Origin of the sequence: Streptomyces sp. NPDC057137 (assembly GCF_042670825.1) — a bacterium.
Lineage (GTDB): Bacteria > Actinomycetota > Actinomycetes > Streptomycetales > Streptomycetaceae > Streptomyces.
Window position 1 is genome coordinate 22683 of sequence record NZ_JBHUUW010000091.1, and the last position, 6000, is coordinate 28682.

3 protein-coding genes are annotated in these 6000 nt (G+C 67.0%); 1 reads left to right on the forward strand and 2 read right to left on the reverse strand.

Annotation, left to right across the window (positions count from 1 at the left end):
• Window positions 1-18 precede the first annotated feature (18 nt).
• Window positions 19-2181 (reverse strand): OmpL47-type beta-barrel domain-containing protein, encoded by a 2163-nt coding sequence (locus tag ACFT9I_RS37105; RefSeq protein ID WP_382571863.1) that lies wholly within the window; start codon window positions 2179-2181, stop codon window positions 19-21.
• 62 nt (window positions 2182-2243) lie between these two features.
• Window positions 2244-4679, reverse strand: coding sequence for a ThuA domain-containing protein (locus tag ACFT9I_RS37110; protein WP_382571860.1), 2436 nt, complete (start codon window positions 4677-4679; stop codon window positions 2244-2246).
• Between the two features lie 245 nt (window positions 4680-4924).
• Between ACFT9I_RS37110 and ACFT9I_RS37115 the strand changes: the two genes are divergently transcribed.
• Window positions 4925-5953, forward strand: a complete 1029-nt coding sequence (locus ACFT9I_RS37115; protein WP_382571864.1) for a multicopper oxidase domain-containing protein — start codon at window positions 4925-4927, stop codon at window positions 5951-5953.
• Window positions 5954-6000: the final 47 nt, after the last annotated feature.

A 6000-nucleotide genomic window follows, 5' to 3' on the forward strand; every position in this document is an offset into this window, starting at 1 on the left:
CTCCTAAGAAGGGAGGTGTCAGAGCTCCTTGATCCGGATGTCGCGGTACGAGATGACGTCCGTCGTGCCGTGCACCTGGAGTCCGACATAGCCGGACGAGTAACGCCGGCCGTCGGTACCCACGTCACCGGCGCGCGGCGGAGTGAACTCCTGGCCGCCGATGTTGTCGAACTCGTTGATCACGACACCGTTGCGCAGGATCGTGTAGTGCTGGTCGACCACCTTGATCTCGTAGTCGTTCCAGCTGCCCTTGGGCGTGACGCCCGCGCCGGCCAGGCCGACCCGGTCGAAGCCGTAGAGCGATCCCGTCTTGTACATGTCGCCGTCCGGGCGGTCCAGGATCTGGACCTCGTGCCCGTAGTTGATGGCGACCCACTCCGGCCGGCTCTCCAGCGGGTGACCGTTGACGTTCGGGAAGCGCACGAAGACACCGCCGTTGGCGTTGCCCGTGCCCGGCGCGTCGTCACGGAACTGGAGCTTCAGCGAGAAGTCGTCGTACTTCCGCTCCGGGAACCACAGCATGCCCATGCCCTCGACGGTGGTGCTGCTCGTCATCGCGCCGTCGGCGGTGAGCGCGAACTTGCCGCCGCCGACCTGGGCCCACTTGGAGAAGGTCGTGTCCGTGCCGTCGAAGATCGTGCGGTAGCCGGTCGTCTGACCCGGCTTGCCGATCTTCGACTGCTTGGCGGCCTTCGTGATCTTCGTGTGCTCGCGCTTGTCGATGACACCGTCCGACTGGAGCTTGGTCAGCACCGTCTCGACGTGCTTCAGGAACAGGGCGTGCGAGGCCCAGTCCTTCTCGTCCTCGATCAGCTCGTTGATCGTGCACCGGGTCGTGGTGAGACGGTTCGGCACACCCGTGTCGACGGCGCCGACGATGACCGTCAGACGTACGTCGAACTCAGGGCAGTTGGGGGCCGGAACACCACCGCCCTTGGCGATGGTGAACGTCACCTCCTTGGCCGCCGAGGTGTTGCCCGCCTTGTCCGTCGCACGGTGCGAGAGCTTGTGGTAGCCCACCGCGTCGACGATCACGGCCTTCGTGTACGCGAGGTACGGACCGCCGTCGAGCGAGTACTCGATCTTCTCGACACCCGAGTCGTCGTCCGTGGCCTTGACGGTCGCCGTCGCGCTCGTGATGAACGCGCCGTCGGAGTTCTTGTCACCGGCCACGGCCACCGTCGACACCGGCGCGGTCGTGTCCTTCACCGGAGGGGTGACGACGGTGAAGTCGACGGCCTTCTCCGCGGCGGCGTTGCCCGCCTTGTCGGTGGCGCGGTAACGGACCTTGTGCGTACCGACCTCATGGACCATCACCGGTGCGGTGTAGTCCTGCCAGGCCCCGTCGGCGCCGATCGCGTACTCGATCTTGTTGACACCGGAACCGGTGTCCGACGCGGTCACGGTGACCGTGGCCATGTCCAAGTACGCGCCGTCGTCGTCCTGTTCACCGGTCACCGTCGCCGAGGTCTCCGGCGCGGTGGTGTCGCCGGTGTCCGGCGCCGCGACCTTGAACTCGGCCGTTTTCTCGGCGGCCGCGTTGCCCGCCTTGTCGGTCGCCCGGTATCTGATGACGTGATCACCGACGGTATTGACCACCACGGGTGTGGTGTACGGCTGCCATTCGCCGTCGGCCCCGACCGCGTATTCGATCGTGTCGACACCCGATCCGGCGTCGGTGGCGGAGAGCGTCACCGTGGCCTGACCGACGTACGCGCCGTCGCCGTTCTGGTCGCCGTCGATCTTGGCGGCCGTCTCGGGCGCGGTGGTGTCGTCACCGCCGCCACCGTCGGTGACGGTGAAGGTGCCGGTCATCATGCCGTGACCGGGGATCGTGCAGAAGAAGCGGTAGGTGCCCGGGGTCAGGACGACCTCGGCCGTCTGCTTCCCGCCCTGCGCGTCCTCCGGACTGGCCATCAGGTTGAGCGTCACGTCGTTGTTGTAGTCGGGGTTCGACGTGTCGAACGTGACCGTGTGCGGCATCGACGTGGTGTTGCCGGTGGCCTTGCTGTTCTCGAAGACGATCGTCGCGGGACCCGCGACGGCGGTCTTCGGGAACGACAGGTACTCCGTGGTGGAGTTGCCCGCGGTCCAGTTCAGTACCTGGGCCGCCGCCATCGGCGACTTGCCGTTGTCGTCACGCCCGTATGCCTGTGTCGAGGTCAGCCCCAGCACCAGCATCAACGAGCCCAGCAGGGCCGTCCACAGGCGTAGAGGTCGCTGTCTCAGTGCGCCGCGTTGCCTCACTGCGCCGCCTTCCTGGCCAGATCCGCGGCGGCGGGTGTGGCCTCGCCGCCCTTGTACGTCACGCGCCACAGCGCGGACTTCGCGTCGGAGGTGAAGAATCCACGTCCGTAGTCGAGCACGTAGAGCGAGCCGTCCGGAGCGAACTTCCAGTCCATGAGGTTGCGGATACCGCTCTCACCGACCGGAATGATCTTCTTCAACGACTCGGCGTGCACGGGCAGTCCGCCCTTGCCCGCGGTCTTGGGGTCGAGATTGACCGCGTGCCGCGGCTGCGTCTGGTCGTAGAAGTCGCCCACGAACCACTTGCCGTCCCAGTACGACGGCCAGCTCTCCGCGGTCGCCTTCTCGGCGTCGAACCGGTAGAGGGGACCGTTCATGGTCGCCTGGCCACCGCCCTTGAGCCACGGCAGGAGGTAGGTCGCTTCCTCCGCCTTGTAGCTCGGGATGCCGTTCGCGTCACGCGGGTAGTCCGGCGCGCCGCCCTGGGGCGAGTACCAGATGGTGTTGCCCGTGATCGGCGGGATGTTCACGAGACCGTCGTTGTTCGGGGACTCGTTCTTCGGCGCGTCGCAGTTGTACCAGCCCAGCGGCTTCGTCGGGTCCGGCAGATTGCGGTCGCGGTACGGCTGCTTGTTGCCCATGCAGTACGGCCAGCCCTGGTTGCCCGCCTTGGTGATGGCGGCGAAGGTGTCGTACTTCGCCGGTCCCCAGGTGGTGCTCGGGGCGCCCGCGTCGGGGCCGACCCAGCCCGCGTACAGGGTGTCGGTCTTCTTGTCGACCGAGATGCGCGCCGGGTTCCGGACACCCATCACGTAGATCTCGCCGCGGGTCTTGTCGCCGCCCTCGGCCGTCTCGTCACCGGTGAAGAGGTTGCCGGTGGGCAGGGTGTACGTGCCGTCGTCCTCGGGGTGGATCCGCAGGATCTTCCCGTTGAGGTTGTTGGTGTTACCGGCCGTACGGCGCGCGTCCGCGAAGGAGACGCCCTTGTAGTTCGGCTGCGGGTTGTTGCCCGAGTAACCATCGCTGAACTGCGAGGAGTTGTTGTCCCCGGTCGCGATGTACAGATTGCCCTTGGAGTCCCAGGCCATGCCGCCGCCCGCGTGGCAGCAGCTGTTGATCTGCACCGGCCAGCTCAGCAGGACCTTCTCCGTGGCGAGGTCGAGCTTGTTCGTCGCGAGGTCCAGGGTGAACCGCGAGACCTGACGCTGCGCCATCCGGGTGTCGCGGTTGATCTTGGAGTGGGGTGTGTAGTGCAGATACACCCAGCCGTTGGTCATGAAGTCGGGGTCCAGCTCGATACCGAGCAGGCCCTCCTCGTTCTTGACCAGCTCGTCGCCGCCGCCCTTGTTGCCGAAGATCGTCACGCCGCCGGCCTTGGTGACCTTCTTGGTCTTCGGGTCGTAGACGTGGATCTGGCCCTCGCCCTTGCCGGCGTTCGGGTCGGCCCAGTCGATCACGACGGGCTGGGTGTTGTCGCCGCCACCGCGGCCGATGTAGAAGACGCGGCCGTCCGGCGCCACGACGGTGCCGTGCGGCTCGCCGATCTGGTCCGACTCGCCCGGCTTGTTGGGCTGGGTGACGCGCTCCGCCGTGTAGTTGGCGTCGATCGTCGCCTTGCAGTCGGCGCGTGAGATGCGTGAGGTCCACTGCAGCGCGCCGCGCAGGTGGTCACGGAAGTCGGTCTCGGCGTACGAGTCGACGGTGGCGCCCATGCCCGTGTAGAAGGACCGGCCGCCGTCGTAGTCACGGCACCAGGAGATCGGGTGGTCCGCGCCGTTGGCGCCCTCACCCGGCTTGTAGGTGCTCTCCCTGATACGGGCCACGGTGTGCACGGTGCCCGTCGGGTTCTTGTCCCAGTTGAACCACTTGTCGGAGCGCTTCCACTCCTGCGGCAGGTTCTTCGTGGCGGGGTGCTGACGGTCGCCCACCTCGACGGTCGCGCGCTGGACGGTGTCCGGGCTCGCCGTCTTGGGGCGGGCACCGATCAGTCCGGTGAACCAGTCCGAGTACGGCTCGGTGCGCGCCGCGTCCCGAATGCCGAGGAAGCCTCCGCCGGCCTCGACGAAGGCTTCAAGTCCCGCCTCCTGCTCGGGATCCAGCACATCGCCGCCGCCCGTCAGGAAGACGACCGCGTTGTACTTGCCGAGCTTGGTGGCGTTGGTGAAGACCGAACCGTCACCGTTGGTCTCGGTCTTGAACCGCTGCGCGGCGGGGCCGGTGAGGCCGATCTTCTCGATCGCCTCGATTCCGGCGTTGACGATCGGGGACTCCTCCGACGTCGAACCGTGGAAGACGAGCACCTTCACGTTCGTGCCGCCGGGCGGCGAAGGAAGGGACAACGTTGTCGACGGCGGTTCCGGGTACGGACCCGCCATGGCGTTCCCGCCGAGCAGAGACGCGGCCATCGTGCCGGCCACCACGGCGGCGCCCATTACGCGCCGGGATCTTGACCGGCGATGTGGTACGCGCTGCATGTGTTCACCCACCCATCTTTGGTCACAGCAACAGGCGTGAAGCTAGACCTCTTTCGGTGGTGAGCCAAGAGGTATCACCGGAATGGAACTAACTTTGTCCTGAGTGTGGATAAACGAAGATCCCCGAGCTACCGTGTGGCCGTCCCGGGGCTTCACTGTGTCCCGACAGTCTCAGCACCGCATGTGGGGAGTTCGGCATGGCGATGGACAGACGGAGTTTCAACCGGCGCCTGATGGCCGGCGGCGCGGTCGCGGCAACTGGCGTGACATCGTTGTCCGTTGCCTCGGCCTCTTCGGCCGCCCCCGCGCCGATGGCCGCCGCGGCGGGCCCGAAGCGGGCACCCGCCGGCGGCAAGGTGCACCATCTCACCATGGTGGCCGAGCGGTTGGGCACGGGGAAGATCGGCTACGGCTTCGAGAAGGGCAAGGCGACGGTCCCCGGTCCGCTGATCGACATCGTCGAAGGCGACACCGTCCACATCGAGTTCACCAATCTCACGGACGTCGACGCCAGCCTGCACGTGCACGGTGTCGACTACGACATCGCCAACGACGGCACCCGTATGAACAAGAGTCACGTGGAGCCGGGCGGCAAGCGCACCTACACCTGGCGCACCCACAAGCCCGGCAAGCGCGCGGACGGCACGTTCCGCGAGGGCAGCGCGGGCTACTGGCACTACCACGACCACGTCGTCGGCACGGACCACGGCACGGGCGGCATCAGGCAGGGCCTGTACGGCGGCCTGGTGGTCCGCAGGGAGGGCGACATCCTCCCCGACAAGCAGTTCACGATCGTCTTCAACGACATGCAGATCAACAATCTGCCGGGTGCCGAGAGTCCCAACTTCGAGGCCACGGTGGGTGAACGCCTCGAAGTCGTCATGATCACGCACGGCGAGTACTACCACACGTTCCATATCCACGGTCACCGCTGGGCCGACAACAGGACCGGGCTGCTCAGCGGCGCCGGTGACACCAGCCGTATCGTCGACAACAAGATCACCGGACCCGCGGACTCCTTCGGACTCCAGATCATCGCGGGCGAGGGCGTCGGCGCGGGCGCGTGGATGTACCACTGCCATGTGCAGAGCCACTCCGACCAGGGCATGGCGGGCCTGTTCCTGATCGCCAAGCCGGACGGCACGATTCCCGGGTACGAGCCGCACCACCCGGCGCCGGCGAAGAAGGACGCGAAGGGCGCGAGCGCGCAGGGCGCCCACACGGGTCACTGAACGGGCTGATCCGAACGCGCCGGACCGGGCCTGCACACGGCCCGGTC

Excerpts from the sequence above, each read along its gene's own strand:
- ACFT9I_RS37105 (WP_382571863.1), bottom strand. The coding sequence starts at position 2,181 with ATGCTGGTGCTGGGGCTGACCTCGACACAGGCATACGGGCGTGACGAC.
- ACFT9I_RS37110 (WP_382571860.1), bottom strand. The coding sequence starts at position 4,679 with ATGGGCGCCGCCGTGGTGGCCGGCACGATGGCCGCGTCTCTGCTCGGC.
- ACFT9I_RS37115 (WP_382571864.1), top strand. The coding sequence starts at position 4,925 with ATGGACAGACGGAGTTTCAACCGGCGCCTGATGGCCGGCGGCGCGGTC.